Origin of the sequence: Spirillospora sp. CA-128828 (assembly GCF_050945415.1) — a bacterium.
Classification (GTDB): Bacteria; Actinomycetota; Actinomycetes; order Streptosporangiales; family Streptosporangiaceae; genus Spirillospora.
Window position 1 is genome coordinate 8725165 of the sequence record NZ_CP191986.1, and the last position, 25337, is coordinate 8750501.

General features: G+C 69.1%; 40 protein-coding genes. 5 read left to right on the forward strand and 35 right to left on the reverse strand.

Annotation, left to right across the window (positions count from 1 at the left end; genetic code table 11):
- Positions 1–70: 70 nt before the first annotated feature.
- The gene (rpsI, locus tag ACQPXG_RS41800; RefSeq protein WP_433464684.1) at positions 71–580 is read right to left on the reverse strand and encodes a 30S ribosomal protein S9; all 510 of its coding nucleotides are present in this window, start codon (positions 578–580) and stop codon (positions 71–73) included.
- Between the two features lie 98 nt (positions 581–678).
- On the reverse strand, positions 679–1131 hold the full coding sequence (rplM, locus tag ACQPXG_RS41805) for a 50S ribosomal protein L13 (protein WP_433464685.1): 453 nt from the start codon (positions 1129–1131) through the stop codon (positions 679–681).
- Between the two features lie 776 nt (positions 1132–1907).
- On the opposite strand from rplM, the gene ACQPXG_RS41810 reads away from it, so the two are divergent.
- The 3 genes from ACQPXG_RS41810 (at position 1908) to ACQPXG_RS41820 (ending at position 5443) form a co-directional block, all read left to right on the forward strand.
- Positions 1908–2657 carry a CAP domain-containing protein gene (locus tag ACQPXG_RS41810; protein ID WP_433464686.1) on the forward strand — a complete coding sequence of 250 codons (750 nt, stop codon included), beginning with the start codon at positions 1908–1910 and terminating at the stop codon, positions 2655–2657.
- Positions 2658–2776: 119 nt separating this feature from the next.
- A complete protein-coding gene (locus tag ACQPXG_RS41815) occupies positions 2777–3904 on the forward strand; it encodes a hypothetical protein (RefSeq protein WP_433464687.1) in 1128 nt (375 codons plus the stop codon).
- Between the two features lie 24 nt (positions 3905–3928).
- Positions 3929–5443, forward strand: a complete 1515-nt coding sequence (locus ACQPXG_RS41820; RefSeq protein WP_433464688.1) for a hypothetical protein — start codon at positions 3929–3931, stop codon at positions 5441–5443.
- Between the two features lie 4 nt (positions 5444–5447).
- Here the strand turns inward: ACQPXG_RS41820 and truA are convergent, their stop codons facing one another.
- The 8 genes from truA to infA form a co-directional block, all read right to left on the reverse strand.
- Entirely contained in the window at positions 5448–6341 is an 894-nt protein-coding gene (gene truA, locus ACQPXG_RS41825) for a tRNA pseudouridine(38-40) synthase TruA (protein WP_433464689.1), read from the reverse strand.
- A gap of 209 nt (positions 6342–6550) precedes the next feature.
- Complete coding sequence (gene rplQ / locus ACQPXG_RS41830; protein ID WP_433464690.1) at positions 6551–7072, reverse strand: 50S ribosomal protein L17; 522 nt, start codon at positions 7070–7072, stop codon at positions 6551–6553.
- Positions 7073–7167: 95 nt separating this feature from the next.
- Complete coding sequence (locus tag ACQPXG_RS41835) at positions 7168–8181, reverse strand: DNA-directed RNA polymerase subunit alpha (protein WP_067454600.1); 1014 nt, start codon at positions 8179–8181, stop codon at positions 7168–7170.
- A 107-nt stretch (positions 8182–8288) separates the two neighbouring features.
- Positions 8289–8915, reverse strand: a complete 627-nt coding sequence (gene rpsD / locus ACQPXG_RS41840) for a 30S ribosomal protein S4 (RefSeq protein WP_433464691.1) — start codon at positions 8913–8915, stop codon at positions 8289–8291.
- 20 nt (positions 8916–8935) lie between these two features.
- Complete coding sequence (rpsK, locus tag ACQPXG_RS41845; protein ID WP_021596710.1) at positions 8936–9337, reverse strand: 30S ribosomal protein S11; 402 nt, start codon at positions 9335–9337, stop codon at positions 8936–8938.
- A gap of 48 nt (positions 9338–9385) precedes the next feature.
- Positions 9386–9766 carry a 30S ribosomal protein S13 gene (gene rpsM, locus ACQPXG_RS41850; RefSeq protein WP_433464692.1) on the reverse strand — a complete coding sequence of 127 codons (381 nt, stop codon included), beginning with the start codon at positions 9764–9766 and terminating at the stop codon, positions 9386–9388.
- Positions 9767–9962: 196 nt separating this feature from the next.
- Positions 9963–10076, reverse strand: a complete 114-nt coding sequence (rpmJ, locus tag ACQPXG_RS41855) for a 50S ribosomal protein L36 (RefSeq protein WP_021596712.1) — start codon at positions 10074–10076, stop codon at positions 9963–9965.
- 71 nt (positions 10077–10147) lie between these two features.
- The gene (gene infA / locus ACQPXG_RS41860) at positions 10148–10369 is read right to left on the reverse strand and encodes a translation initiation factor IF-1 (RefSeq protein WP_018657567.1); all 222 of its coding nucleotides are present in this window, start codon (positions 10367–10369) and stop codon (positions 10148–10150) included.
- A gap of 259 nt (positions 10370–10628) precedes the next feature.
- On the opposite strand from infA, the gene ACQPXG_RS41865 reads away from it, so the two are divergent.
- Together ACQPXG_RS41865 and ACQPXG_RS41870 are read left to right on the forward strand one after the other, a co-directional pair.
- Positions 10629–11183, forward strand: coding sequence for a hypothetical protein (locus ACQPXG_RS41865; protein ID WP_433464693.1), 555 nt, complete (start codon positions 10629–10631; stop codon positions 11181–11183).
- Between the two features lie 180 nt (positions 11184–11363).
- On the forward strand, positions 11364–12179 hold the full coding sequence (locus ACQPXG_RS41870; RefSeq protein ID WP_433464694.1) for a phosphodiesterase: 816 nt from the start codon (positions 11364–11366) through the stop codon (positions 12177–12179).
- A gap of 33 nt (positions 12180–12212) precedes the next feature.
- On the opposite strand, the gene ACQPXG_RS41875 is transcribed toward ACQPXG_RS41870, so the two are convergent.
- From ACQPXG_RS41875 to rpsJ, 25 genes are all read right to left on the reverse strand, one after another.
- Complete coding sequence (locus ACQPXG_RS41875; protein ID WP_433464695.1) at positions 12213–12659, reverse strand: DUF1707 SHOCT-like domain-containing protein; 447 nt, start codon at positions 12657–12659, stop codon at positions 12213–12215.
- A 14-nt stretch (positions 12660–12673) separates the two neighbouring features.
- The gene (gene map / locus ACQPXG_RS41880) at positions 12674–13513 is read right to left on the reverse strand and encodes a type I methionyl aminopeptidase (RefSeq protein ID WP_433464696.1); all 840 of its coding nucleotides are present in this window, start codon (positions 13511–13513) and stop codon (positions 12674–12676) included.
- 9 nt (positions 13514–13522) lie between these two features.
- Positions 13523–14173, reverse strand: a complete 651-nt coding sequence (locus ACQPXG_RS41885; protein WP_433464697.1) for an adenylate kinase — start codon at positions 14171–14173, stop codon at positions 13523–13525.
- The gene (gene secY / locus ACQPXG_RS41890) at positions 14173–15480 is read right to left on the reverse strand and encodes a preprotein translocase subunit SecY (RefSeq protein WP_433470148.1); all 1308 of its coding nucleotides are present in this window, start codon (positions 15478–15480) and stop codon (positions 14173–14175) included. The genes ACQPXG_RS41885 and secY overlap by 1 nt, the downstream gene beginning before the upstream one ends.
- Before the next feature lie 232 nt (positions 15481–15712).
- Entirely contained in the window at positions 15713–16186 is a 474-nt protein-coding gene (gene rplO, locus ACQPXG_RS41895; RefSeq protein WP_433464698.1) for a 50S ribosomal protein L15, read from the reverse strand.
- 1 nt (position 16187) lies between these two features.
- Complete coding sequence (gene rpmD / locus ACQPXG_RS41900) at positions 16188–16370, reverse strand: 50S ribosomal protein L30 (protein WP_176200290.1); 183 nt, start codon at positions 16368–16370, stop codon at positions 16188–16190.
- Positions 16367–16987: a 30S ribosomal protein S5 gene (rpsE, locus tag ACQPXG_RS41905; protein ID WP_424923683.1), complete on the reverse strand. Its 621-nt coding sequence runs from the start codon at positions 16985–16987 to the stop codon at positions 16367–16369. The genes rpmD and rpsE overlap by 4 nt, the downstream gene beginning before the upstream one ends.
- A gap of 34 nt (positions 16988–17021) precedes the next feature.
- Positions 17022–17408 carry a 50S ribosomal protein L18 gene (gene rplR, locus ACQPXG_RS41910; RefSeq protein ID WP_433464699.1) on the reverse strand — a complete coding sequence of 129 codons (387 nt, stop codon included), beginning with the start codon at positions 17406–17408 and terminating at the stop codon, positions 17022–17024.
- Between the two features lie 2 nt (positions 17409–17410).
- Positions 17411–17947, reverse strand: coding sequence for a 50S ribosomal protein L6 (rplF, locus tag ACQPXG_RS41915; protein ID WP_433464700.1), 537 nt, complete (start codon positions 17945–17947; stop codon positions 17411–17413).
- 16 nt (positions 17948–17963) lie between these two features.
- A complete protein-coding gene (rpsH, locus tag ACQPXG_RS41920) occupies positions 17964–18362 on the reverse strand; it encodes a 30S ribosomal protein S8 (RefSeq protein WP_067454634.1) in 399 nt (132 codons plus the stop codon).
- Between the two features lie 144 nt (positions 18363–18506).
- A complete protein-coding gene (locus ACQPXG_RS41925) occupies positions 18507–18692 on the reverse strand; it encodes a type Z 30S ribosomal protein S14 (protein WP_067454638.1) in 186 nt (61 codons plus the stop codon).
- Between the two features lie 2 nt (positions 18693–18694).
- The gene (gene rplE / locus ACQPXG_RS41930) at positions 18695–19270 is read right to left on the reverse strand and encodes a 50S ribosomal protein L5 (RefSeq protein ID WP_433464701.1); all 576 of its coding nucleotides are present in this window, start codon (positions 19268–19270) and stop codon (positions 18695–18697) included.
- 5 nt (positions 19271–19275) lie between these two features.
- On the reverse strand, positions 19276–19584 hold the full coding sequence (gene rplX / locus ACQPXG_RS41935; RefSeq protein ID WP_433464702.1) for a 50S ribosomal protein L24: 309 nt from the start codon (positions 19582–19584) through the stop codon (positions 19276–19278).
- On the reverse strand, positions 19584–19952 hold the full coding sequence (gene rplN / locus ACQPXG_RS41940) for a 50S ribosomal protein L14 (RefSeq protein ID WP_067629407.1): 369 nt from the start codon (positions 19950–19952) through the stop codon (positions 19584–19586). The genes rplX and rplN overlap by 1 nt, the downstream gene beginning before the upstream one ends.
- Positions 19953–20061: 109 nt before the next feature.
- On the reverse strand, positions 20062–20334 hold the full coding sequence (gene rpsQ / locus ACQPXG_RS41945) for a 30S ribosomal protein S17 (RefSeq protein ID WP_089314941.1): 273 nt from the start codon (positions 20332–20334) through the stop codon (positions 20062–20064).
- Positions 20331–20570, reverse strand: coding sequence for a 50S ribosomal protein L29 (gene rpmC, locus ACQPXG_RS41950; RefSeq protein ID WP_089314942.1), 240 nt, complete (start codon positions 20568–20570; stop codon positions 20331–20333). The genes rpsQ and rpmC overlap by 4 nt, the downstream gene beginning before the upstream one ends.
- Entirely contained in the window at positions 20570–20989 is a 420-nt protein-coding gene (rplP, locus tag ACQPXG_RS41955; RefSeq protein WP_021596731.1) for a 50S ribosomal protein L16, read from the reverse strand. Before rplP ends, rpmC begins: the two co-directional genes overlap by 1 nt.
- A 7-nt stretch (positions 20990–20996) precedes the next feature.
- A complete protein-coding gene (rpsC, locus tag ACQPXG_RS41960; protein ID WP_433464703.1) occupies positions 20997–21854 on the reverse strand; it encodes a 30S ribosomal protein S3 in 858 nt (285 codons plus the stop codon).
- A complete protein-coding gene (rplV, locus tag ACQPXG_RS41965; protein WP_433464704.1) occupies positions 21854–22240 on the reverse strand; it encodes a 50S ribosomal protein L22 in 387 nt (128 codons plus the stop codon). Before rplV ends, rpsC begins: the two co-directional genes overlap by 1 nt.
- Before the next feature lie 39 nt (positions 22241–22279).
- Positions 22280–22561, reverse strand: a complete 282-nt coding sequence (gene rpsS / locus ACQPXG_RS41970; protein ID WP_067807019.1) for a 30S ribosomal protein S19 — start codon at positions 22559–22561, stop codon at positions 22280–22282.
- A gap of 12 nt (positions 22562–22573) precedes the next feature.
- Positions 22574–23407 carry a 50S ribosomal protein L2 gene (gene rplB, locus ACQPXG_RS41975; protein ID WP_433464705.1) on the reverse strand — a complete coding sequence of 278 codons (834 nt, stop codon included), beginning with the start codon at positions 23405–23407 and terminating at the stop codon, positions 22574–22576.
- 37 nt (positions 23408–23444) lie between these two features.
- Positions 23445–23744: a 50S ribosomal protein L23 gene (gene rplW / locus ACQPXG_RS41980; RefSeq protein WP_358448890.1), complete on the reverse strand. Its 300-nt coding sequence runs from the start codon at positions 23742–23744 to the stop codon at positions 23445–23447.
- Between the two features lie 12 nt (positions 23745–23756).
- Entirely contained in the window at positions 23757–24359 is a 603-nt protein-coding gene (gene rplD / locus ACQPXG_RS41985) for a 50S ribosomal protein L4 (protein ID WP_433464706.1), read from the reverse strand.
- Positions 24356–25006, reverse strand: a complete 651-nt coding sequence (gene rplC, locus ACQPXG_RS41990) for a 50S ribosomal protein L3 (protein WP_433464707.1) — start codon at positions 25004–25006, stop codon at positions 24356–24358. The genes rplD and rplC overlap by 4 nt, the downstream gene beginning before the upstream one ends.
- Positions 25007–25021: 15 nt before the next feature.
- Complete coding sequence (gene rpsJ, locus ACQPXG_RS41995) at positions 25022–25330, reverse strand: 30S ribosomal protein S10 (protein ID WP_018657599.1); 309 nt, start codon at positions 25328–25330, stop codon at positions 25022–25024.
- Between the last annotated feature and the right edge of the window lie 7 nt (positions 25331–25337).

Below are 25337 nucleotides of genomic sequence, written 5' to 3' on the forward strand. Positions count from 1 at the left end.
GCACCCGGGCGCGCCGGCCATGCTGGCCGGGCGCGGAGAAGCCACGGGGTGCGACGGCTCGTACCGTCGATCAACGCTTGCTGTACTGCGGAGCCTTGCGGGCCTTCTTGAGACCGGCCTTCTTGCGCTCCGGCACCCGCGCGTCGCGGGTGAGGAAGCCGGCCTTCTTCAGCGCCGGGCGGTGCTCGATGTTCGCGAACTGCAGCGCGCGGGAGATGCCGAGGCGCAGCGCACCGGCCTGGCCGGTGGTGCCGCCGCCGTTCACGCGCGCGAGCACGTCGAACTGGCCCTCCAGGCCCAGCAGCACGAACGGCTCGTTCACGATCTGCTGGTGCACCTTGTTCGGGAAGTACTGGTCCAGCGTGCGGCCGTTGATCTTCCACTGGCCGCTGCCGGGGACGATGCGGACCCGCGCGATGGCCTGCTTGCGGCGGCCGGTGCCGGCGGAGGGGCCGGTCGCGACCGGCTGGCCGAGGTAGCCCTCGCCGGCGGCCTCGGGGGTCTCGGTGCTGTACTCGGACGGCGCGTCCTCGTACGACTCGGCTTCGGCGGCCTGCTCGGCGCCGGTGGTGTCGTCCACGGTTCTCCTTGGGGTGTTCTAGCCAGGGCGGCTGGCCCGTCCTGCGGGTGCCCCGGCGGCCTCGTTCCGGTGCGCACGATCGGCTCGTGCGCGGGGTGTCACTTCTTGATCTGGCTGATCTGGGTGATCTCGAACGGCACCGGCTTCTGCGCCTGGTGCGGGTGGTCGGGCCCGGCGTAGACCTTCACCTTGCCGAACATCTTCCGGCCGAGGGAGTTCTTGGGCAGCATGCCCTTGATCGCCTTCTCGACGGCCCGCTCGGGGTGCTTGGCCAGCAGGTCGGTGTAGGTCATCGAGCGCAGGCCACCGGGGTAACCGGAATGCCGGTACGCCTTCTTCCGCTCCGCCTTGTTGCCGGACAGCGACACCTTGTCGGCGTTCACGATGACGACGAAGTCACCGGTGTCCAGATGCGGCGCGTAGATCGGCTTGTGCTTACCCCGAAGCAACTGCGCGACCTGACTGGCGAGACGGCCCAGCACGACATCGGTCGCGTCGATGACGTACCACTGACGCTGGACGTCAGCGGGCTTAGGGGTGTACGTGCGCACGGTCGTAAGCCTTCGTTTCTGTCGACTCTCAGCGGTCCCCCAGGCGGGCGAACGCTACCTGTCAGCGGTGTCGATCCTCGCTCCCCCATCGTGGGCGAGCGCCACCTCTCAGCGGTTTCGATCCTGCTCGCGCCGATCAGAGACCTAAGTCCGACCTGGCGCTCCGGGAGGCCGGGGCCCGCACGACACCGCGAAAGGCGCTTGCTCGGGACACACCGGCACGTCGTCGCGTTCACTGCCGCCCGCGCGGGCAGGCGTCAACGCACACAACAAACACGCAGGATACTCGGCCGCGCGTGTACGGGTCAAAACAAGCCGCGATCACACCCCCGGCCGCACCCCCGGCCATGCGGCATTCCGGTATCCGCACCAGAAAGGAGACAGTCGGCGGCCCGTCGATCACAGAATGTAGCGATATTGATCTTTCTTGGGGGATCTTAGTAACCCGGGGTCATATCGGGATATGGTGCCGGGCGACCGGTCCACGCCGGCTCACGCCGGCCCGCACCCGGGAGCCCCCGCTGTCCACTCCCCGCAGACCAGGTGATCCAGCCGGACGCCGCCGGCCCGGCCATGCCGGGCAGAGCGGCCCCGCTCCCCGCGACGTCCCCGCACGCGACGGGACGCCTCCGTACCGTGACGAGCTCGTCGCCAGCGGTCCGTCGCGTGCCCGCTCCGCTCCGCCGCCGCGGCGGCGCCGCACGTCCGGCGGCGCGTCCGGGAACGGCGGCCCGCCGGGACGCAAGCGGTCCCGGGGCAAGAGCGCCACCGCGATCGTGGCCGTCGTCACCGCGTCCGGCCTCGCTATCGGCTTCGGCGTCGCGATCGACCGGCTCGTCCTGCCCGGACTCCGGTCGGAGAAGACCTCCGCGTCCGCACCGGAGCGGAGCCCGTCCGCCGAGATCCCGCCCGGGCCGCAGAGCGACCCGGTGGAGGGGACCGGCACGGATGCCCCGACGGGCACGGGCGACGGCAAGAGCGGCCCCACGGCGGCCCCCGCGCCGCCGTCGGAGGAGCCGACGCCGCCGCTGAAGGCGATCCACCCGCCAAAGAGCACCTCGGCCGAGCCGTCGAAGTCCAGCAGTCCGTCCGGATCGGACGAGCCGCCGTCGAGCGGGGGCGGCACCACGGGCAACACCGGCGGATCGACCAGTACCGAGGCAGCCGTCGTGTCGCTGACCAACGCCGAGCGTGCCAAGAACGGGTGCAAGGCGCTGCGCATCGACCAGCGGCTCGTCGTCGCGGCCCGCAAGCACTCCGCGGACATGGCGGCCAACGACTACTTCGACCACGCGTCCCGCAACGGCGACAGCCCGTGGAAGCGGATGGAGGACGCCGGGTACAGCAGCCCCGGCGCGGAGAACATCGCCAAGGGCTACCCGACCGCCTCGGCCGTCGTGAAGGGCTGGATGAACAGCCCGGGCCACCGGGCCAACATCCTGAACTGCGGCCTGCGCGCCATCGGCGTCGGGATGGCCTCGGGGCCCGGCGGCCCGTTGTGGACGCAGGACTTCGGCTGGAAGTGACCCCGTCCCTCCCAGGGGACATGACCTTCCGCAAATCACCGGCGTCCGGTTCGCCCCCATGTCATGGTGGGTGTCTCGAAGGTCCAGAGCCCTGAACGAGGAACGGTAAGGTCCAACGCATGGGTTACCCGGGCGATCAAGGCAGACCCGGCGACTGGCCTCCCCGGCAGTCGCCGCACGCGCCGTACGGACCCGGAGCCGAAGCGCCGCCGTACGGCCACGACAACGACGAAGCCCCCTTCGCACCACGCGACGAGGGGCCAGGTGCGATGCCGCCCGGCCAGGAGGCGTTCGGTCAGGAACCACTGGGCGGGGAGCCGTTCGGCAGGGACGCGTTCGCCGGCGGGGGGCCCGGAGGACCAGGCGAGCAGACCGCCACCTGGTCCGAGCAGCCACCGGCGTGGGGCGCCGAGCCCGCCCCGGGCAACGCGCCCGGCGAGGACGCCTACGGCTCTTACGAGGGCGTGCCGCCCGGCCCGTCCGGCGGGCCCTCCGGCGGGCCGACACCGCCCGGACGGCGCCGCAACCTCCCGCTGATCATCGGGGGCGCGGCGGTCGCCGGGATCCTCCTCATTGGCGGCGGCGTCGGGCTGTCGTCGATGCTGAAGGACGACTCCAAGCCGAAGAAGACACCGGACCAGGCGGCGTCCAACCAGCCCAAGCCGACACCGAGCCCGACGGAACCCGTGCTGGCGCCGGTGAAGCTGCAGAGCCGCACCACCGACCCCACGCCGCTGACGCTCAAGGAGGTCTTCGGCAAGGGGAAGTTCAAGTCGGGACGCCTGAAGTACGTGCGGACCGCCGTCAACGCGAAGAAGAGCTGCACCGACGTCGCCGGCGGCGCTTCCCTGGACAAGGCGCTCAAGAAGGGCCGCTGCACGCAGGCCCTGCGGGCCACCTACGCGCTGAGCAACGGCTCCCTCATCGGCACGGTCGGCGTGTTCAACCTGCAGAACGAGGCGGCGGCCAAGAAGGCCGTCAAGGCCGCGGGCGCCAAGGACGCGTTCCTGCAGGCGCTGCCCGGCAAGGGCGTCTCCAAGACCAACGGCAAGGGCGAGGCGCTCGGCACCTCGCAGGTGCGCGGCCACTACGTCATCATGACGTGGGTACAGCGGCCGGACGGAAAGAAGATTTCCAGCAAGTACCATGCGGCCGTCCGGGTCTTCGGAACGCAGATGGTCAAGGGCAGCAACCTGTCGCTGGCCTTGCACTACAGGGAAACCGAAGGCAAGCCCCTCCAAAAGTGACCTGTATGAATACCCTCACTGCTTATGTCTGGACCTGAAGACGCCCGGGAGACCACCGACGAGGCCACCGGCGAATCGCCGGCGGCCGAGTCCGCCTCCCTCAAGCTCCCCGCCTTCGGCCTGGAGGCCCCCTGGTGGGCCGCGGAATCCGCGGGCACCGCCCGCCCGGCCGACGAGCCCCCGCGCGAGCCGGAGTTCCTCTCCGCGCCCGTGATGGAGGACGAGGCGGACGCCATCGCACCCGTATCCGACCTTCTGGCGGAGGCCGAGGCCGAACTCGAAGCCGAGCCCGAGGGCGAGGCCGGCGAGGTCGTCCCCGTGGTCACCCTCCCCCCGCCCGGGACCCTGGTCGCCGGGAAGGGCGTACCCAGCGTCGACTCCCGCCGGGCCGTTCCCGCCGAGCCGATCGTCCAGCGCCCGCTCTCGACCGACGACACCGATCCGGACGGCTTCCAGCCCATCCCGGCGGCGGACGAGGCGGCGCAGGAGGACGACCCGGCCGGCGACGCCCCGGACAAGACCGTCGTGGACGACCCCGTGGCGGCCGAGGCCGTGGAGGACGCTCCCACCCCGCTTTCGGCGTTCGAGAAGGCCAGGCAGGCGGAGGACGCGGCCTCCACGCTCGCGCCGGTGCTCGTCCCGGACGCGATCCTGCCGCCCGGCGTCGTACCGCCCACCGGCAGCGGCCCGTTCCCGCAGACCGAGCAGGCCCCCGACGACACGGCCGTCGACGGGCAGCCGCCGGTCATCACTCCGATCTACCACGCCGAGGGCGGCGTCCCGGTCGACACCCCGCCGCCGCCCGGGCGGCCCCGGCAGGACGGCCCGGGCCACGGCGCGAACAAGAGCAGGGTGGTGCTGATCGGCGGCGGCGCCGCGCTCGTCCTCGCCGCGGCCGCCGCACTGTTCCTCATCGGCGAGACGGGTTCGGGCAACGAGGCCGGCGACCGCAAGGCGGCCGAGCCTCCAGCGGTGTCGCAGTCGACACCGGCCGCCACACCGTCCCCGACGTCCAGGCCCGTGGACATCAACAACGAGAAGTCCGACCCCGCCGACCTGGGGTTCCACGACGTTTTCCCCGCCGCGACCCTTCAGCTCGGCGGGCGCACCTACACCCGGGACCGCTGGTCCCTCAACCGCGACGTCGCGTACGCGGCCCGCGGCTCCATGCTCACCGCCCTCCAGCGCGAGAAATGCCGCAAGATCGTCCGCGCCACCTACATCGACCCGGAGAGCAAGCTCGCCGTCACGTCCGGGATCGCCGTGATGCCGACCAAGGCGGCGGCGATCGCCGTGAGCAAGGCGGGCGACCCCGCCCAGTACGAGTGGTTCCGCGGCATGGCGGGCAAACGCTCACCGGACATCGACCGGGCCGGCGGCTACGCGGCGGCGACCGTCCGCGGCAGGTACGTGGCCTACGCCTACGTGCAGTGGGCGAACGGCAGGAGGGCCAAGCCCGGCGACCCGGTGACCAAGAAGGCGGCCCAGCTGTTCCTCGACTACGACCTGCGCCCGATCGTGGCGCGCGCCCGGGGCTGAACCCTCACGTGCCCTGCTGAGGCGCCGCGCCGCCGGACGGGGCCGGCTGCTCCGCGGCGGCCGCGGCGGTGGCGTTCAGCGTGCGGACGCGGCGGGTCTCCTGTGCGCGCCTGGCCAGGCTGTCGTCGCCGGGGTAGCGGATCTCCTCCAGCGACAGGCCGTGCGCGGGCGCGACGTTCACGCCCGAGTCGCGGACGCGGGCGGCGAGCACCTCGGCGGGCCACTCCACCTCGCGCCGCCCGTCCCCGACCATCAGCAGGGCGCCGACGAGCGCCCTGACCATCGAATGGCAGAAGGCGTCGGCCTCCACGGTCGCGAAGGCCAGGTGCGGATCGCGGTCGTCGCGAGCCCACTCGTAGCGCAGCAGTTCCCGGATCGTCGTCGCGCCCTCCCGTTTCCGGCAGTACGCGGCGAAGTCGTTCTCCCCCACCAGCCTCCGCGCGGCGTCGTTCATCCGGTCCAGGTTCAGCGGGCGAGGATGCCACAGCACGTCATGGCGGCGCAGCGGCTCCACCCCGACCGGGTTGTCGCACACCCGGTACACGTAGCGGCGGGACAGCGCGGAGAACCGCGCGTCGAACCCCTCCGGCGCGACCGAGACGCGCCACACCCGGACGTCCGGCGGCAGCAGCCCGGCGAGGCGGCGCGGCATCGTCCCGTTGATCGCCGAGTAGGCGGCGACGGGCACCACCAGGTGGGCGACCTGCCCGCGGGCGTGCACGCCGGCGTCGGTACGGCCGGCGACGGTGAGCATGGGGGGCGGGTCCAGGCGCAGCATGCGTGCCAGCGCGTCCTCGATGACGCCCTGGACGGTCCGCTGGTTCGGCTGTCTCGCCCAGCCCGCGAAGTCCGACCCGTCGTATCCGATGTCGAGCCGGAGTCGTACCAGAGCGGTCATGTCAGCCGTATCGTCCCTCTGCACCGTGCGTCCGTTCCCCCCGATGTCCCGCGCTCATCGGGCACTCCCCTGACACGCTCCCCGCTGAATCGTCGCCCGCCTGACCTGACCATGGAATCAAGTCTGGCAAAGTTCGGGCCCGCCGTCTCGATCGAAACGGCGGGCCCTCACGAATGTCGAGCAAACGCTCGCCTAGGTCACGCGGTGAACTACTTCTTGCCGCCCTCGTCCTCGGCGTCCGCGGCCTCGTCCTTCGCCTCGGCGGCCTCGGGCTCGTCGGCGTCGGCCTTGCTGAGGGTGACCTCGCCCTCGGCGGGCAGGTCCTCCTCGGCGACCTTCGGCTCCGGGGCGGCCTTGGCGGTGGAGGCGGCCAGCTGCTCCTGCACCAGCTCGATCACGGCCATCGGGGCGTTGTCGCCCTTGCGCGGCCCGATCTTGGTGATGCGGGTGTAGCCGCCGGGACGGTTCTCGAAGCGCGGCGCGATCTCGGTGAAGAGTTCGTGCAGAACGCTCTTGTCGCGGATCGTCCTGGCCACCAGGCGGCGGTTGTGCAGGTCGCCCTTCTTCGCCTTGGTGATCAGCTTCTCCGCCAGCGGACGCACCCGCCGGGCCTTGGCCTCGGTGGTGGTGATGCGGCCGTGCTCGAACAGCGACGTGGCCAGGTTCGCCAGGATCAGCTTCTGGTGCGCAGCGCTGCCGCCGAGGCGGGCGCCCTTGGTGGGCTGGGGCATGACTCTTTCCTTCCTGCACCGGCCGTATCAGGTACCGGTGTCAGCTGGTTCCGGACGGCCGGGGAACGGTGCCCCCGGCCGCCGGAATCGGGTTTCTAGTACTGCTCGGTCTCGGCGTAGCCCTGGTCGTCGTCGCCGTAGTTGTCGGCCGCCGCGCTCGGGTCGAACCCGGGCGGGGAGTCCTTCAGCGACAGGCCCATGTCGTTGAGCTTCTGCTTGACCTCTTCGATCGACTTGGCGCCGAAGTTGCGGATGTCGAGCAGGTCCTGCTCGCTGCGGGCGACGAGCTCGCCCACGGAGTGGATGCCCTCGCGCTTCAGGCAGTTGTAGGAGCGGACGGTGAGGTTCAGCTCCTCGATCGGCAGGGCCAGGTCCGCGGCGAGCGCGGCGTCCGTCGGGGACGGGCCCATGTCGATGCCCTCGGCCTCGACGTTGAGCTCCCGGGCCAGCCCGAACAGCTCGACGAGGGTCTTGCCCGCGGAGGCGACCGCGTCGCGCGGCAGCATCGCCTGCTTGGTCTCCACGTCCAGGATGAGACGGTCGAAGTCGGTGCGCTGCTCGACTCGGGTGGCCTCGACCTTGTAGGTGACCTTGAGCACGGGCGAGTAGATGGAGTCGATCGGGATCCGGCCGATCTCCTGGCCCGGCTGCTTGTTCTGCGCGGCGGAGACGTAGCCGCGGCCGCGCTCGACCGTCAGCTCCATCTCCAGCTTGGCCTTGTTGTTCAGGGTGGCGATGTGCAGGTCGGGGTTGTGGACCTCGACGCCCGCCGGCGGCGCGATGTCGGCCGCGGTCACCTCGCCCGGGCCCTGCTTGCGCAGGTACATGACCACGGGCTCGTCGTGCTCGGACGAGACGACGAGCTCCTTGAGGTTCAGGATGATGTCGGTGACGTCTTCCTTGACCCCGGGCACGGTGGAGAACTCGTGCAGGACGCCCTCGATGCGGATGCTGGTGACGGCCGCACCGGGGATCGAGGAGAGCAGGGTACGACGCAGCGAGTTGCCGATCGTGTAGCCGAAGCCCGGCTCCAGCGGCTCGATGGTGAACCGGGACCGGTACTCGTCGACCTGCTCTTCGGTGAGAGTCGGACGCTGAGCGATGAGCATGGTGATGCCTTCTTTCCGCGGTGCCCGCTATTTGACTACCGCGTTCGTGAATGTTCCCCGTTCCGCCGGGATCCCACTCGGGGACCCCGGCGAAACGACGTGAGCCCCTACTTGGAGTAGAGCTCGACGATCAGCTGCTCCTGGACGGGAGCATCGATCTGCTGCCGGACGGGCAGCGAGTGCACGAGGATCCGCATCTTCTCGCCGTCCACCCCGAGCCAGGCCGGGACCTGACGCTCGCCGACCTCGGCCTTGGCGACCTGGAACGGCGTCATCTCCGTCGACTTGGGCTTGACGTCGATGATGTCGGCCTCGGTCACGAGGGCCGACGGGATGTTGACCTTCCTGCCGTTGACCCGGATGTGGCCGTGCCGGATGAGCTGGCGGGCCATGTCGCGGGACTTGGCGAAGCCGCCCCGGTAGACGACGTTGTCGAGCCGGCGCTCCAGCAGCGTGAGCAGGTTGTCGCCCGTCTTGCCCTGCTGGCGGTTCGCCTCGACGTAGTAGTTGTGGAACTGCCGCTCCAGCACGCCGTAGATGCGCCGTGCCTTCTGCTTCTCACGAAGCTGCAGCAGGTACTCGGTCTCCTTGGGCCGGCCGCGACCGTGCTCACCCGGCGGGTAGGGCCGGATCTCGATCGGGCACTTCGGGCCCTCGCACTTGCTGCCCTTGAGGAACAGCTTCATCTTCTCGCGGCGGCAGAGCTTGCAGTCCGCACCGGTGTAACGAGCCATTGTTCTAGATCTCCCCTGCCTCAGACCCGGCGACGCTTCGGCGGGCGGCAGCCGTTGTGCGGAACGGGCGTGACGTCCTGGATCGAGCCCACCTCGAGGCCGGTCGCCTGCAGCGACCGGATGGCGGTCTCGCGGCCCGAGCCCGGGCCCTTCACGAAGACGTCGACCTTGCGCATGCCGTGCTCCATCGCGCGGCGGGCGGCCGCCTCGGCGGCCTGCTGCGCGGCGAACGGGGTCGACTTGCGCGAGCCCTTGAAGCCGACGTGGCCCGAGGAGGCCCAGGAGATCACGTTGCCGTTGGGGTCGGTGATCGAAACGATCGTGTTGTTGAACGTGCTCTTGATGTGGGCGTGCCCGTGAGCGACGTTCTTCTTTTCCTTGCGGCGCACCTTCTTGGCGCCGACACGGCTCTTAGGAGGCATGTGCTCTCTCTACTCTTGAGGTCATCGATCCGGAGGACCGACTCCGGACTACTTCTTGCCGGCCTTCTTCTTGCCGGCCACGGTCTTCTTCTTGCCCTTGCGGGTGCGCGCGTTGGTCTGCGTGCGCTGACCGTGCACCGGAAGCCCGCGGCGGTGCCGGATGCCCTGGTAGCACCCGATCTCGATCTTGCGGCGGATGTCCGCCTGGACCTCGCGGCGAAGATCACCCTCGATCTTGTAGTTCGCCTCGATCCAGTCGCGGAGCTGCACCAGCTCGTCGTCGCCGAGCTGGTGCACCCGCAGGTCGCCGCTGACGCCGGTGCCCGCGAGGGTCTCCAGCGCGCGCGTCCGGCCGATGCCGAAGATGTAGGTGAGAGCGACCTCGAGGCGCTTGTCGCGCGGGAGGTCGACGCCGAGGAGGCGTGCCATCGTGGGCAGTTCCCTTCATTCGTCCGGAGGTATGGACGCACCGCCTCCGCACACACCCTGCCCGGGTGGCGGCCCCGGCCTCCGAAGGTCCGGGGGTACTCCTCCACACGACGGTGCCGTACGGCCCGATCCAGTGGACCGAAACCCGTACGGCGACCTGTGTGAAGGCTGCGATGCGTTTGCTCGGTTGTGAGCGTCAGCCCTGACGCTGCTTGTGGCGCGGGTCGGAGCAGATCACCATGACCCGGCCGTGCCGGCGGATGACGCGGCACTTGTTGCAGATCTTCTTGACGCTCGGCTTGACCTTCACTGGGTCTCCTAGGGATCAGGGTCACCCCCGCGCCGCCACGCACGGGGAAGGCAACCCCAGTGGGATTGGGTTTACTTGTAGCGGTAGACGATCCGACCGCGCGTGAGGTCGTAGGGGCTCAACTCCACAACGACGCGGTCGTCCGGCAGGATCCGGATGTAGTGCATCCGCATCTTGCCGCTGATGTGGGCGAGCACCTTGTGCCCGTTGTCGAGCTCCACCCGGAACATGGCGTTGGGCAGCGACTCGATCACGGTGCCCTCGATCTCGATGGCCCCTTCTTTCTTGGGCATGTCCTCCGCGCTTCGCTGGTCGGCTCATTGGACGCGGCCCGGCTCTCCAGGGGAGAATCGGCCGCAACCCGCACGCGACGCGGAAGCGTCATGAAGGGGAATCGGGCGGCCGTCAACGGACCGACAAAGGAGTCTACGTCAACCGGCCGTCCAATGCGAAATCAACGCATGATACGGGTCCGGAGACTCCTCCCGAGCTAAGCATACATCGCGTGCGCGTTGTACCTTTCCAGGAGAGAGACGTCCGAGGAGGATCAGCATGCCGAGCTATGACTTCGCGCTGATCCTCAGCCGTCCCCTCTACGAGGACGAGCTGGATCCGCTGTTCGACCGCACGCACGGCGCGGTCACGGTGTCGATCATCAGCGAGCCGGAGCACGCCGAGCGCCCCGGCAACGCCTCCTGCTCCTGGCCGGGCCCCACCCTCGCCGTGGCGATCATGGAGGTGGTCCGCCATGTCGAGGAGAGCGCGCCCGGCCTGCACGTCCTGCAGGTGGAGGCCGACCCGCTGCTGACGATCCGCGACATCGCCGAACGCGTCGGGCGCTCCCTCGACTCCGTCCGGCACGCGATCACAGGGGCCCGCGGCGCGACCGGCTTCCCGTCCTCGGAGATGTCCACCGCCGGACACCGGCTGTGGCGCTGGTCCAAGGTCGCCGCCTGGTACGACCTCCACGACCCGCAGCTGGTCGAGGCCAAGCCGACCGTCCAGGCCATCAACGGCTGGCTCGCCCTTCGCGACGTCGTCCCGGACGTGGCCCCCGCCCCGGAAGAGGTCACCTCGGCCCTGTCGCTGGTCATCCAGGTCGCCTGAGGAACGCCTCGCCGGCCGGACGGCGCGACCCGAAAGCATGGGCAATGCGCCCGTAATGTCGTCTTTTATGGGGTGAAGTCGACAGTGCGGGCGGAGGAGGCGAAGATCGTCCAGATGCCGGGCCTGGGGGGTGCCCTGAGCGTGGGTCCGTGATGTGCTTGGGCAAGGGGGAGGGGATCGATGGCGATCATCGCGCAGCTGAGCGACATCCACCTGGCGGCCGGACGGGACGGCGAGGTGGACGACGGCTCCGGGCCGGTCCGCGCCCTGCGCGCCGCCGTGTCGAGCCTGCTGTCGCTGCCCGCGCGACCCGACGCCGTCGTCCTCACCGGCGACCTCGCCGACGGCGGGCGCCCCTCCGAGTACGCCCGGCTGCACGCGCTGCTGTCGCCGCTGCCGATGGCCGTCCACCCCATGTGCGGCAACCACGACGACCGCGACGAGATGCGGAAGGTGTTCGCCGACCATCCGGCGGTCGCGGCCACCGGGACCGGACCGGGGGCGCCATTGCAGTACGCCGTCGACGTGGCCGGCGTCCGTCTCGTCTGCTGCGACACCACCGTGGACGGTCACTCGCACGGGCACATGAGCGAGGAGCGGCTCGCCTGGCTGGACGCGACGCTCGGCGCGGCGCCCGGCACTCCCACGATCATCGCGACGCATCACCCGCCCTACCCCATCGGCATGCGGTTCATCGACGACATGCGGTTCGTCGACCCCGCCGGGTTCGCGTCGGTGATCTCACGGCATCCGCAGGTCGTGCGGATCATCTCCGGGCACGTCCACCGGGCGTCGGTCGGGTCGCTGGCGGGGACGGTCAGCACCACCTGCCCGAGCACCTACCGGCAGTTGTTCCTCGACCTCACCAAGCGGGGACGCGCCGCCGTCACCGGAGAGCCCGCCGGGTTCGCCCTCCACCTCGTCGAGGAGGACGGCACCGCCACCACCCACTTCGCGCCGACCGGGAACTACCGCCCGCTGATGGACGTGGAGTGAGCCGACCGCGGTCCGCCCCCCGCCGGTGAGCGGTCAGCCGCGGCCCGGCCGGCCGCCGAAGACCGTGCGCATCAGCAGGATCGCGCCCCACGGGCCCGCCACCCAGACCCACCACGGGTACACCGCGCCAGACGTGACCAGGATGATCAGCCAGACGGTGAAGTTGATCATGCTGACCGTCGCCCAGGCACCCCACATCGCCCGCATCCGCTGCGGTTCGAGGTCGCCGGGCATGGGCTTGGCGGGGGAAGCGGTGCTCTTGGCCTGCGACGCCGGGACGGGCAGCTGGTAGAGGTCCTCCTCCGGCAGGTCGGAGGTGATCTCCTGGAGCTGCCCGAGCGTCTTCGCCCCGTACACCGATTCGAGCCGCTCGTCCAGCTCGTCCATCGTGATCCGGCCCTCGGCGCAGTGCTCCCGCAGGCTCGCGGCCACCCGGTCGCGGTCGGCGTCCGACGCCCGGATGTCAGGGTTCGGCGCCATCGTTCCTCCGCTCCTCAGGACGAGCTGTCACTCCCATTCTGCGGTGGCGACGCGAGCTTCGCGAACCATTCCCGGCCCTCGTCGATCGCCGTCAGGACGCGGGGGCCGTCCGCGGTGACCGCGAACGTGTGCTCGAAATGCGCCGAGGTCCGCCCGTCGGTCGTCACGACCGTCCAGCCGTCGTCCAGTTCGAGGGTGTCCTTCGTGCCGAGGTTCACCATGGGCTCCACCGCGAAGCACATCCCCGGCTCCAGGACGGGCCCGTGCCCGGGAGCCCCGTGGTTCGGGATCAGCGGGTCCATGTGCATCTCGGTCCCGATGCCGTGCCCGCCGTAGCCCTCGACGATGCCGTAGGTGCCCTGAGAGCGGATGTGAGCCTCGATCGCGTGCGACATGTCCGTGAGGCGGGCGCCGGCCGTCCCGGCCGCGAGACCGCGCCACAGGGACGCCTCGGTGACCTCCAGCAGCCGCCGCTCCTCGTCGGTGATCTCCCCGACGGGGACCGTGACGGCCGCGTCGCCGTGCCAGCCCGCCACGATCGCGCCGCAGTCGATGGAGATGACGTCGCCGTCCCGCAGCACCTTCCCGGCCCGCGGGATGCCGTGCACGATCTCCTCGTTGACGGACGCGCAGATCGTCCCGGTGAAGCCGTGGTAGCCCTTGAACGACGGGACGCCGCCGTTGTCGCGGATGTGCCGCTCGGCGAGCGTGTCCAGCTCCAGGGTGGTGATCCCCGGTTTGACGGCCTCGCGCAGCAGTTCCAGCGTCCGGCCGACGAGCAGCCCCGCCGCGCGCATCAGCTCGATCTGCTCCGCGGTCTTCACCTGGATCCCGAGCCTACGCCGTTTGAACATCGGGCCTGCTCACTTCTCCAGCGGGCGCAGCGCGGTCAGGGCGCGCTTGGTGACCTCTTCGACCGGGCCCGTCGCGTCGATGCCGACGAGGATGTTCTCGTCGGCATAGAACTGCACCAGCGGGGCCGTGTCGTGCTTGTAGACCTCCAGACGGTGCATGACGACCTCTTCCTTGTCGTCGTCGCGCTGGAAGAGGTGACCGCCGCAGTCGTCGCAGACGTCGTCCTGCTTGTCGTCGAAGTCGACGTGCCAGATCCGCCCGCACCTGTCGCAGGTGCGCCGGCCCGACAGCCGCCGGACGACCTCGTCCTCGTCGACGACCAGCTCCAGCACGATGTCGAGGCGGTTGTCCCACTCGGCGAGGATCTTCTTCAGCGTCTCCGCCTGGGGGACGTTGCGCGGGAACCCGTCCAGCAGGAACCCGTCGCGGGCGTCGTCCTCGCCGATCCGGTCGCGGACCATCGCGATCGTGACCTCGTCGGGGACGAGGTCGCCGCGGTCCATGTACTGCTTGGCCTTGCGGCCGAGCTCGGTGCCGCCGCTCACGTTCGCGCGGAAGATGTCACCTGTCGATATCTTCGGGACCGACAGATGAGATGCGATGAACTGGGCCTGCGTCCCCTTGCCCGCTCCCGGGGGGCCCACCAGGACGATGCGCACTACTGGAGGAAGCCCTCGTAGTTGCGCTGCTGGAGCTGACTCTCGATCTGCTTCACGGTATCCAGTCCGACGCCGACGACGATGAGAATGCTCGTGCCGCCGAACGGGAAGTCCTGGCTCGCCTGCATGAGTGCGAAGGCGACCATCGGGACGAGGGACACGAGCCCCAGGTAGAGCGCACCGGGTGTGGTGATCCGGGTCAGCACGAAGTCGAGGTATTCGGCGGTCGGCCGGCCAGGACGGATACCTGGGATGAATCCACCATACTTCTTCATGTTGTCGGCGACTTCAGTGGGGTTGAACGTGATCGCCACATAGAAGTACGTGAAGAAGATGATGAAGACGAAGAAGACGCCCATGTGCCAGGCATTGTCCTGCTGGAGGTACGGCTGGACCTTCTGCAGCCACTTCGTGTTGGGCCACAGCTGGGTCGCCAGCACCGGCAGGTAGAGCAGCGACGACGCGAAGATGATCGGGATGATGCCGGCCTGGTTCACCTTCAGCGGGATGTAGGTCGACGTCCCGCCGTACATGCGCCGGCCCACCATCCGCTTCGCGTACTGGACGGGGATGCGCCGCTGCGCCTGCTCGACGAACACGACGCCGGCCATGATCGCCAGGCCGACGAGGATCACGACCGCGAAGACGAAGCCGTTCTTGGCCTTGTAGATGCTCCAGAACTGGGCCGGGAAGACCGCCACCACCTGGGTGAAGATCAGGATCGACATGCCGTTGCCGATGCCGCGGTCGGTGACCAGCTCGCCCAGCCACATGATGACGGTCGTGCCCGCCACCATGCAGATCACCATCACGATGATCGGGAAGATGCCCGTCTTGTACAGGATGTCTTCGCCACCGGACACGCCCTGGAACAGCTGACCGGTGCTCGCCATCGCCACGATGCCGGTCGCCTGCAGGATCGCCAGCCCGACCGTCAGGTAACGGGTGTACTGGGTGATCTTGGTGGTGCCGGCCTGGCCCTCCTTCTTCAAGGCCTCCAGGCGCGGGATCACCACCGTCAGCAGCTGCAAGATGATGCTCGCCGTGATGTACGGCATGATGCCCAGCGCGAACACCGACAGCTTCAGCAGCGCACCGCCGCTGAACAGGTCGACGAGCCCGTAGAGCTGGCCGCTCGCGCCGCCGCTGTTCTTGGCCGCGTCGGCGGTTTCCTTCAGCACCTTCACGTTCACGTTGGGCGTGGGCAGGATCGAGCCGATCCGGAACACCACGATCATGAACAACGTGAAGAAGATCTTTTTACGCAGGTCAGGCGTACGGAAAGCCCGAGCGAACGCGGTCAGCACCATTCCTCCTGCGCGACTGGCGGGTTCATGGCCACCGAGGGGCCGGTTACTACAGGTCCATGAGGTCGGGCGGAGGATATCCGCTGAGAGGCCGGAGTGTGGAATCTCACGCGTTCACCTTCGCCCGTGTGACTCTAACAGCAGACGACGTCGGGGCCGTCCCGCCCGCCCCGGCGGCCTCGCGGCCCCGGGCACTAGGCGAGAACGGCCCCGGCATCGGAAGAGTTCCTTCTTACAGCTCGTCGGTGGTTCCGCCGGCGGCGGCGATCTTCTCCTTCGCGGCACCGGAGAAGGCGTGCACCTTCACCTGAACCGCGACGGAGATGTCGCCGGTGCCGAGAACCTTGACCGGACGGCCGCGGCGCACCGCGCCCTTGGCCGCCAGGTCCTCCGCCGTGACCTCGCCGCCCTCGGGGTAGAGCGCGGCGAGCTTGTCCAGGTTCACGACCTGGAACTCGACCCGGTTCGGGTTCTTGAAGCCCTTGAGCTTCGGCACCCGGCGGATCAGCGGCATCTGGCCGCCCTCGAAACCGACGGGCACGGTGCTGCGGGCCTTGGTGCCCTTGGTGCCGCGGCCCGCGGTCTTGCCCTTGGACGCCTCGCCACGGCCCTTGCGGGTCTTGGCCTTGTTGGCGCCGGGGGCCGGACGCAGGTCGTGCACCTTCAGCGGGGTGCCCTCGGTGTCCTTACCGAGATCAGCCGCCATGTCAGTCGACCTCCTCGACGGCGACCAGGTGCGCCACCGTCCGGATCATGCCGAGCACCTCGGGGCGGTCCTCGCGGACCACGCTCTGCCCGATCTTCTTCAGGCCGAGGGTGCGCAGCGTGTCACGCTGGTTCTGCTTCTCACTGATCACGCTCTTGGTCTGCGTGATCTTCAGGTTGGTCATGACGCCTGAGCCTCCGCCCTGGGCTCGCTGCCCGCGGCACGGGCCCGCAGCATGGCCGCCGGCGCGACGTCCTCGATCGGCAGGCCGCGCTTGGCCGCGATCTCCTCGGGACGCTTCAGCGCCTTCAGGCCCGCGATCGTCGCGTGCACGATGTTGATCGCGTTGTCGCTGCCGAGCGACTTGCTCAGCACGTCGTGGATGCCGGCGCACTCCAGCACCGCGCGCACCGGGCCGCCGGCGATCACGCCGGTACCGGGGCTGGCCGGACGCAGCAGGACCTCGCCCGCCGCGTCCCGCGCCTGCACGAGGTGCGGGATGGTGCCCTGGATCCGCGGCACCTTGAAGAAGTGCTTCTTGGCCTCCTCGACGCCCTTGGCGATCGCCGCGGGCACCTCCTTGGCCTTGCCGTAGCCGACGCCGACCGTCCCGTTGCCGTCACCGACGATCACCAGGGCGGTGAAGCTGAAGCGACGCCCGCCCTTGACGACCTTGGCGACACGGTTGATCGCCACGACCTTCTCGATGTACGACTGGCCCTTGTCGGCGCCACCGCGGCGGTCGTCACGGCGATCGCGACGGTCGCCACCCTGACCGCCACCACGCCTCTGCGCTGCCATCAGTGGTTCCTCTCGTTCACCTTGTAAAGGGCCATCACAGCTCCAGGCCCCCCTCGCGCGCACCGTCCGCTACAGCGGCGATGCGGCCGTGGTACTTGTTGCCGCCGCGGTCGAACACGACCGCGTGGACACCGGCCTGCTTGGCCCGCTCGGCGACGAGCTCGCCGACCTTGCGGGACTTGGCCGTCTTGTCGCCGGAGTCGGCGCGCAGGTCCGCCTCCATCGTCGACGCGCTGGCCACCGTGTGGCCCTTGTCGTCGTCGATGACCTGGACGAACACGTGCCGGGTGGAGCGGGTCACGACCAGGCGAGGCCGCGCGGCGCTGCCCACGACCTTCTTCCGGACCCGCAGGTGCCGGCGCTTGCGGGACTTGGCCCGCGCCGACGTGGCCTTGCCGGCCAGGGTCTTGGTGCCTGCCATGACTACTTACCAGCCTTTCCGACCTTGCGGCGGATCTGCTCGCCCTCGTAGCGCACGCCCTTGCCCTTGTACGGGTCGGGCTTGCGCAGCTTGCGAATGCGGGCGGCGATCTCACCGACGAGCTGCTTGTCGATGCCCTCGACGGTGAGCTGCGTCGGCCTCTCCACCGTGAAGGTGATGCCCTCCGGGGCTTCGAACGGGATCGGGTGGCTGTAGCCGAGCGAGAACTCCACGTTCTTGCCCTTCGCCACCACACGGTAGCCGACGCCCTGGATGACCAGGGTCTTCTTGTAGCCGTCGGTGACACCGACGACCATGTTGTTGATCAGCGTCCGGGTGAGCCCGTGCAGCCCGCGCACCTTGTTGATGTCGTTCGGCCGGGTGACGACGAGCCTGCCGTCCTCCTGGCTGACCTCGATGGGCTCGACGACGGTGTGCGACAGCGTGCCCTTCGGCCCCTTGACGGTGACCTCGCGGCCGTCGAGCCTCACCTCGACACCGCTGGGCACGGTGATGGGGAGACGTCCGATACGAGACATTGTTAGTGCCCTCCCCTCACCAGACGTAGGCGAGGACTTCCCCGCCCACTCCGCGCTTGCCCGCCTGGCGGTCCGTCATCAGGCCGGAGGACGTCGAGATGATCGCGACGCCCAGCCCGCCCAGGACCTTCGGCAGGTTGTCCTTCTTCGCGTACACACGCAGACCCGGCTTCGAGACGCGCTTGATGCCGGCGATCGAACGCTCGCGGGTCGGGCCGAACTTCAGCTCGATGTTGAGCTTCTTGCCGACCTCGGCGTCCTCCACACTCCAACCCGAGATGTAGCCCTCCTGCTGGAGGATCTCGGCGATGTGCGCCTTGATCTTCGAGTACGGCATCGCCACCTGGTCGTGGTACGCCGAATTCGCGTTACGCAGACGCGTCAGCATGTCTGCGATCGGGTCGGTCATCGTCATGGCCTACTGGCCCTCCCTCGCCACGGTTTCCTCGGGTTGATGCGGCCCGTGGACCTTTGGCGCGGTCGTGGACGCCCTCTCAGGCGCCCGGTTGGTCATTACAGGCGGGTGCCCCGCTCCCCAGAGCGAACTCCGGGGAGGCGGTCACCAGCTGGACTTCGTGATGCCGGGCAGTTCGCCGCGGTGGGCCATCTCCCGGAAGCACACGCGGCACAGGCCGAACTTCCGGTAGACGGAGCGCGGACGGCCGCAGCGCGAGCACCGAGTGTACGCGCGCACGCCGAACTTGGGCTTCCGCCCGGCCTTGGCGATCAGCGACTTCTTCGCCATGCTCAGTTCTCCTTGAAGGGGAAGCCCAGGAGCTTGAGCAGCGCCCGGCCCTCGTCGTCGGTCTTCGCGGTCGTCACGACCGTGATGTCCATGCCACGGGTCCGGTCGATCTTGTCCGGGTCGACCTCGTGGAACATGACCTGCTCGGTCAGCCCGAAGGTGTAGTTGCCGTTGCCGTCGAACTGCTTCGGCGACAGGCCGCGGAAGTCGCGGATACGGGGCAGCGCCGTCGACAGCAGCCGGTCCAGGAACTCCCACATGCGGTCGCCGCGCAGCGTGGCGTGCGCGCCGATCGGCATGCCCTCGCGCAACTTGAACTGCGCGATGGACTTGCGGGCCCGGTTCACCGCCGGCTTCTGGCCGGTGATGACCGACAGGTCGCGGATCGCGCCCTCGATCAGCTTGGCGTCCTTGGCCGCGTCGCCGACTCCCATGTTGACCACGATCTTGGTCAGCGTGGGGATCTGCATGACGTTGGCGTAGCCGAACTGCTCGCGCATCTGCCCCGCGATCTCCTCGCGGTAGCGCAGCTTGAGCCGCGGCTGCGGCACGGGACGCTCGGTGGCGGTCTCGGTCATCGGTCTCAGATCTCCTTACCGCTACGGCGCGAGATCCGAACCTTCGTGCCGTCCTCGTTGATGCGGTAACCGACCCGTACCGGCTTGCCGTCCTCGACGATCGCGACGTTGCTGACGTGCAGCGGCGCCTCGACCGTGACGCGACCGCTCTCCTTGCCGGCACGCTGCTGGTCGGCCTTGATGTTCTTGGTGATGAGGTTGACGCCCTCGACGACGACGCGCTCGGCGCGCGGGTCGGCGCGCAGGACCTTGCCCGTCGCGCCCTTGTCCTTGCCGGCGATGACGACGACCTCGTCGCCCTTGCGGATCTTCATCAGAGCACCTCCGGCGCGAGCGAGATGATGCGCATGAACTTCTTCTCGCGCAGTTCACGGCCCACGGGGCCGAAGATACGGGTGCCGCGGGGGTCGCCGCCGTCCCGGATCAGGACGGCGGCGTTCTCGTCGAAGCGGATGTAGGAGCCGTCCGGGCGCCGGCGCTCCTTGCGGGTGCGCACGACGACCGCCTTGACGACGTCACCCTTCTTCACGCCCGCGCCGGGAAGGGCGTCCTTCACCGTCGCGACGATGATGTCGCCGACTCCCGCGTAGCGCCGACCCGAGCCGCCGAGAACCCGGATGCAAAGGATCTCCTTCGCACCCGTGTTGTCGGCGACCTTGAGTCGCGACTCCTGCTGGATCACGTCAACTCCTGTTCGTCACACCGGTTCTCGACGCCTCCTTCGTCGGCGCCGAGCCTGGTGGAACCAGACTGTTTACATTTGCGGGACTCCGTCCCGCGGACCTGCGGCCCTACTTGGCCTTCTCGAGGATCTCCACCACGCGCCACCGCTTGGTGGCCGACAGCGGGCGGGTCTCCATGAGACGGACGCGGTCGCCGACGCCACACTCGTTGGCCTCGTCGTGCGCCTTGTAGTTCTTCGTGCGGCGGATCACCTTGTGGTACTTCGGGTGCTTGACGCGGTCCTCGACGGACACGACCACGGTCTTGTCCATCTTGTCGCTGACCACGAGACCCTCAAGGATCTTGCGGCTGCTCCGCTGCTCGGTCTGCTGCTCGGTCATTCGTTGCCCTCCGCGGCGTCCTCGACCGTGACGATGCCGAGCTCGCGCTCCCGCATCACGGTGTAGATGCGGGCGATCTCGCGCTTCACGGTGCGCAGCCGCCCGTGGCTCTCAAGCTGGCCGGTCGCGGCCTGGAAGCGGAGGTTGAACAGCTCCTCCTTGGCCTCCTTGAGCTTGGTGACCAGGACGTCCTCGGGCTCGGTCCGCAGGTCGTCGGCGGTAAGACCCTTGGCCATCAGGACTCACCCACCTCTCGCTTGACGATCTTGCACTTCATTGGCAGCTTGTGGATCGCGCGGGTGAGCGCCTCCCGAGCGATCTGCTCGTTCGGGTAGGAGATCTCGAACAGCACGCGGCCCGGCTTGACGTTGGCCACCCACCACTCGACCGAACCCTTACCGGAACCCATGCGGGTCTCGGCGGGCTTCTTGGTCAGCGGACGGTCCGGGAAGATGTTGATCCAGACCTTGCCGCCACGCTTGATGTGGCGGGTCATCGCGATACGCGCGGCCTCGATCTGCCGGTTCGTCACGTACGCGGCCTCGACGGCCTGGATGCCGTACTCGCCGAACGTCACCCTCGTGCCGCCCTTGGCCATGCCGCGGCGCTTCGGGTGGTGCTGCTTGCGGTGCTTGACCTTGCGAGGGATCAGCATCGGTTACTCAGCTCCCCTCACCCTGCGGAGCAGACTCGGCGGCCTGCGCCGGCTGCTCGGAACCCTGCTGCTGCTTCTGCTCGCCGCCGCGTCCGCCGCGCTCGCCGCCACCGGCGCCGCCACGTCCGCCGCGGCCGCCACGGCCGCCGCCACGGCGGTCGCCACCGCGGCGCTCACGGCCACCGCCGCCGCCACCGGTGGCGCGCTGCTGCGCGGCCTTCTGCTCGCGCTCGGCGCGCGTCGCCGCGGCCTCGCCCTTGTAGATCCACACCTTGACGCCGATGCGGCCGAACGTCGTCCGGGCCTCGTAGAACCCGTAGTCGATGTCGGCGCGCAGCGTGTGCAGCGGGACCTGGCCCTCGCGGTAGAACTCCGACCGCGACATCTCGGCGCCGCCGAGGCGGCCGCCGCACTGCACCTTGATGCCCTTGGCGCCCGACTTCATCGCCGACTGGATCGCCTTGCGCATGGCGCGGCGGAACGCGACCCGGCTGGACAGCTGCTCGGCCACGCCCTGCGCGACGAGCTGCGCGTCGATCTCGGGGTTCTTCACCTCGAGGATGTTCAGCCGGACCTGCTTGCCGGTCAGCTTCTCCAGGTCGCCGCGGAGGCGCTCGGCCTCCGCGCCGCGGCGGCCGATGACGATGCCCGGCCGGGCCGTGTGGATGTTGACCTCGACACGGTCACGGGTCCGCTCGATCTCCACCTTGGAGATGCCCGCCCGGTCCATGCCCTTCTGCAGCATGCGCCGGATCTGGACGTCTTCCTTGACGTAGTCCTTGTAGAGCTTGTCGGCGAACCACACGGACTTGTGGTCGGTGGTGATGCCGAGCCGGAACCCGTGCGGGTTGATCTTCTGACCCACTACCGGGCCCTCCTCGTCTTCTTACCGCCGCCGGACGCCCCGCTGGACGCCTCGTCCCGCGACTCCACGACCACCGTGATGTGGCTCGTGCGCTTGTTGATGCGGTAGGCCCGGCCCTGGGCGCGGGGGCGGAAACGCTTCAGCGTCGGCCCCTCGTCCACCCACGCACGGCTCACGACGAGCGTGTCCGAGTCGAGCTTGAAGTTGTGCTCGGCGTTGGCGATGGCACTCGCCAGCACCTTGCCCACCGGCTCACTCGCAGCCTGGGGGGCGAACCGCAGCACCGCCTGAGCCTCCGCGGCAGGCAGGCCGCGGATGAGGTCCACCACGCGGCGGGCCTTCCTGGGCGTGACGCGGATGAACCGCGCCTGGGCCCTGGCTTCCATCGCTGTTCCCTCTCTCCTACGTGCGTACTGCTCTGCCTGCTAGCCGCGACGGCTGCGGCGGTCTTCCTTGACGTGGCTGCGGAACGTGCGCGTCGGCGCGAACTCGCCGAGCTTGTGCCCCACCATGGCGTCGGTGATGAACACCGGGACGTGCTTGCGGCCGTCGTGCACGGCGATCGTGTGACCGATCATGTCCGGCACGATCATGGAGCGCCGCGACCACGTCTTGATGACGTTCTTGGTGCCCTTCTCGTTCTGCACGTCCACCTTCTTCATCAGGTGGTCGTCCACGAACGGGCCCTTCTTAAGGCTACGTGGCATGACGAGCGACTCCTACCGCTTCTTCTTGCTGCGACGACGGACGATCAGCCGGTCGCTCGACTTGTTCGCCTGGCGAGTGCGGCCTTCCTTCTTGCCGGCCGGGTTCACCGGGTGCCGGCCACCGGAGGTCTTGCCCTCACCACCACCGTGCGGGTGGTCGATCGGGTTCATGGCCACACCGCGGACGGTCGGGCGCTTGCCCTTCCACCGCATCCGGCCGGCCTTGCCCCAGTTGATGTTCGACTGCTCGGCGTTGCCGACCTCGCCGACCGTCGCGCGGCACCGCACGTCCACCATCCGCATCTCGCCGGAAGGCATGCGCAGCGTGGCGTACTTGCCCTCCTTGGCCAGCAGCTGGACGCCCGCGCCCGCGCTGCGGGCGATCTTGGCGCCGCCGCCGGGGCGGAGCTCGATGGCGTGGATGACCGTACCGGTCGGGATGTTGCGCAGCGGCAGGCAGTTGCCCGGCTTGATGTCCGCGCCCGCGCCGTTCTCCACCCGGTCGCCCTGCTTGAGGCCGCGCGGGGCGAGGATGTAGCGCTTCTCGCCGTCCACGTAGTGCAGCAGCGCGATCCGCGCGGTGCGGTTCGGGTCGTACTCGATGTGCGCGACCTTGGCCGGCACGCCGTCCTTGTCGTGCCGGCGGAAGTCGATCACGCGGTAGGCGCGCTTGTGCCCGCCGCCCTGGTGCCGGGTCGTGATGCGGCCGTGGTTGTTGCGGCCGCCCTTCTTGGGGAGCGGACGCAGCAGCGACTTCTCCGGCTCGCGGCGGGTGACCTCGACGAAGTCGGCCACGCTGGAGCCGCGACGACCCGGAGTCGTCGGCTTGTAGTTACGGATGCCCATCTTTTTCGTTCATCCCTTAATCTGCTCCGGCGCCGGCCTAGGCCGGGCCGCCGAAGATGTCGATCCGCTCGCCCTCGGCCAGGCTGACGATGGCGCGCTTGGTGTCCTTGCGCTTGCCGTAGCCGAACCGGGTGCGCTTGCGCTTGCCCTGCCGGTTGAGCGTGTTCACGTTCGTCACCTTGACGCCGAACACCGACTCGACGGCCTGCTTGATCTGCGTCTTGTTGGCGTCCGGGCGGACGACGAAGGTGTACTTGTTCTCGTCCAGCAGCCCGTAGCTCTTCTCCGAGACGACCGGCGCGATGATGATGTCGCGGGGGTCGGCGATCTTGTTCATGTGCGACCCTCCTTACTTCTTCGCCGCGCGCGAGATGAACTCGTCGTACGCCGTCTTCGTGAAGACGACGTCGTCGTTCACCAGCACGTCGTAGGTGTTGAGCTGGTCAGAGACGAGAACGTGCACGCTCGGCTCGTTGCGCAGGCTCTTCCAGGTCAGCTCGTCCTCGCGGTCCAGGACCAGCAGGACGCGCTTGGCCTCGGTGACCTCGCGCAGCGCCTTGAGCGCCGTCTTCGTCTTCGGGGTGTCGCCCTCGATGAGTCCGTCGACCACGTGCACCCGGCCGAACCGGGCCCGGTCGGACAGGGCGCCGCGCAGCGCGGCGGCCTTCATCTTCTTAGGCGTCTTCTGCGAGTAGTCCCGCGGCTGCGGGCCGTGCACGGTGCCACCGCCGGCGAACTGGGGCGCGCGGGTCGAGCCCTGGCGGGCGCGGCCGGTGCCCTTCTGCCGGTACGGCTTCTTGCCGCCGCCGGAGACGTCGCCCCGGGTCTTGGTGGCGTGCGTGCCCTGGCGCGCCGCGGCCAGCTGCGCCACCACGACCTGGTGGATCAGCGGCACGCTGGTCTTCGCGTCGAAGACCTCGGCGGGCAGGTCGATGTCGAGCTTGGCAGTCACTTGCCCGTCCCCTTCACTGCGTCGCGGACCAGCACCACGCCGCCGTTGGGACCGGGAACCGCGCCCTTGATGAGCAGCAGGTTCTTCTCCGCGTCGATGGCGTGGACGGTCAGGTTCTGCACGGTGGTCCGGGCGTTGCCGTGCCGTCCCGCCATGCGGAGGCCCTTGAAGACGCGACCGGGGGTCGCGCAGCCGCCGATCGAACCCGGCGAGCGGTGCTTGCGCTGGGTGCCGTGCGAGGCGCCGAGGCCCTTGAACCCGTGGCGCTTCATGACACCGGCGGTGCCCTTGCCCTTACTTGTGCCGGTCACGTCGATCTTCTGGCCGGCCTCGAAGACGCTGGCGGTGATCTCCTGGCCGAGTTCGAACTCGGTGGTGTCGTCGGCCCGCAGTTCGACGAGGTAGCGGCGCGGCGTCACGCCGGCCTTCTCGAAGTGACCCGTGCGCGGCTTGTTCACCTTGCGCGGGTCGATCTGCCCGTACCCGATCTGGACTGCGGTGTAGCCGTCCGTCTCCTGGGTGCGGAGCTGGGTCACGACACACGGCCCGGCCTGGACGACGGTCACCGGAACGATCCGGCCCTCATCGTCGAAGACCTGGGTCATGCCGAGCTTCTCGCCCAGGACGCCCTTCCTCTGCGTACTCATCTCTCGGTGCGTCCCTTAGAGCTTGATCTCGATGTCAACGCCGGCCGGAAGGTCGAGCCGCATCAGCGAGTCGACCGTCTTGGGCGTCGGGTCGATGATGTCGATCAACCGCTTGTGCGTGCGCATCTCGAAGTGCTCGCGGCTGTCCTTGTACTTGTGCGGCGAGCGGATGACGCAGTACACGTTCTTCTCGGTCGGCAGCGGCACCGGGCCCGCGACCTTGGCGCCCGTCCGCGTCACCGTCTCAACGATCTTCTTCGCTGAGGTGTCGATGACCTCGTGGTCGTAGGCCTTGAGCCGGATGCGGATCTTCTGTCCCGCCATGGTGGCC